1 protein-coding gene is annotated in these 2,222 nt (G+C 65.8%); it reads left to right on the forward strand.

What is annotated here, in order from left to right:
* Positions 1-2,222: condensation domain-containing protein (locus tag BST12_RS28740; RefSeq protein ID WP_139802042.1), on the forward strand; the 2,222-nt coding region annotated here is incomplete at both ends.

A 2,222-nucleotide genomic window follows, 5' to 3' on the forward strand; every position in this document is an offset into this window, starting at 1 on the left:
GTGTGGCTATTGGCGGCGGGCGGGGTTGACGGCGTCTCGGTTTGTGGCATGTCCGTTCGCCGCCGCCGGGGAGCGGATGTATCGGACCGGGGATGTGGTGCGCCGGGGTGCTGACGGCCAGCTGGTGTATGTGGGCCGCGCCGATGAGCAGGTCAAGATTCGTGGGCATCGGATCGAGTGTGGTGAGGTGGCGGCGGCGTTGGCTGGGGTGGATGGGGTGGATCAGGCGGTGGTGATCGCCCGTGAAGACCGTCCCGGCGATAAGCAGCTGGTTGGCTATGTGGTGGGGGCGGTCGATGCGGGTGGGGCACGCGCCGCGGTGGCCGATCGGTTGCCGTCGTACATGGTGCCCGCGGCGGTGGTGGTGTTGGCGGCGTTGCCGTTGACGGTCAACGGCAAGCTGGATCGGCGGGCGTTGCCGGCTCCGGAGTTTGACAGCGCGGTGGCCTATCGGGGTCCGCGCGATCAGAGTGAGTTGGTGTTGGCGGGGTTGTTCGCCGAGGTGTTGGGGTCGGCACGGGTCGGCATTGACGATGGGTTTTTCACCCTGGGCGGGCATTCGTTGACCGCAATGCGGTTGGTGGCGCGCATCCGCGCCGAGCTCGGTGTGGAGGTGCCCATTCGGGTTTTGTTCGATACCCCCACGGTGGCCGGGCTGGCCGAGTGGATCGGTGCCCAGGATGGACACCGGGTGCGTGCGGCCCTAACCCCCCAGCGGCGCCCCGCGCAGATCCCGTTGTCCTTTGCTCAACGCCGGTTGTGGTTCCTGGACGTCTATGAGGGCCCGTCGGCGACGTACAACATTCCGTTGGCGTTGCGCATGACCGGACCACTAGACGTCGCGGCGTTGACGGCCGCTATCGGTGATGTGGTGGCCCGTCATGAAAGCCTGCGCACGGTGTTTCCGGCGGTCGACGGGGTGCCCTGGCAGCAGATCCTGCCGCCGACGGCGGTATCGGTGCCGCTGAGCCGGGTCAGCGGTGCCGAGCTGGCGGGGGCGATTACCCGGGCGGCTCAGCATCGTTTCGCGTTGGGAAGTGAGATTCCGATCCGGGTCGAGGTGTTGGAGGTCTCAGCCAGGGAGCATGTGGTGGTGTTGGCGGTGCACCACATCGCCGCTGATGGGGCGTCGTTGGTGCCGTTGGCTCAGGATTTGGCGACGGCGTACGCGGCGCGGCGCGCGGGCGAGGAACCGGGGTGGTCGGCGTTGGCGGTGCAGTACGCCGATTACACCCTGTGGCAGAACGAGATCCTGGGCGACGAGCACGATCCCGACAGTGTGGTCGCGCAGCAGTTGGAGTATTGGCGGGCCGAGTTGACCGGGGCTCCCGAGCAGGTCGAGCTGCCATGTGACCGGGCGCGCCCCCCCGTGCAGTCCTTTGCCGGAGAGCATGTGCCGTTCAGCATCCATGTGGGGTTGCGGCAGCGGATCGCGCGGTGGGCCCACGAGAGTGGGACCACCATGTCGATGGTGTTGCAGGCGGCGTTGGCGGTGTTGTTGCGCAAGTTGGGCGCGGGTGATGACATCACGATTGGTGGCCCGATCGCGGGACGCACCGATGCCGCGTTGGGTGAGTTGATCGGGTTTTTCGTCAATACCTGGGTGTTGCGGGTCGATACCTCGGGCAACCCACGGTTTAGTGAGCTGCTCGAGCAGGTTCGGGCTAAGGCGTTGGCCGCTTACCAGCACCAGGATGCGCCGTTTGAGCGGTTGGTGGAGCTGCTCAATCCGACCCGGTCAACCGCGCACCATCCGCTGTTTCAGGTGTTTTTCGCGTTGCAGAACAATCCGTTGCCCACCATCGAGCTACCCGGCTTACAGGTCGAGGCGTTACCCGCCCCGACCGGGACCGCGAAGTTCGACCTGTTCATCAACCTCGTCGATGTGCCCCCGATCACCGGCCAATCCCCTCAACCGATGCCCGGGATTATTGAGTACGCCACCTACCTGTTTGACCGCGCGACCGTCGAAGGGTTCGCCGCCCACTACCTGCGCATCCTGGACGTCGTCACTGCCGACCCGCACCAACGCATCGATGTGCTTGATCTGCTCGATGCCGCGCAACGTCGTCAGATCCTGACCCAACACTCCACCGGCACTGCAATACCCGCAGCGACCATCCCGCAGTTGTTTGCTGTGCAGGTGCAGCGCATTCCGGAGGTTGTCGCGGTGGTTGGTGAGGCTGGTTCGCTGACCTATCGCGAGCTTGATGCGGCGGCGA

Source organism: Mycobacterium angelicum (assembly GCF_002086155.1).
GTDB classification, from domain to species: domain Bacteria; phylum Actinomycetota; class Actinomycetes; order Mycobacteriales; family Mycobacteriaceae; genus Mycobacterium; species Mycobacterium angelicum.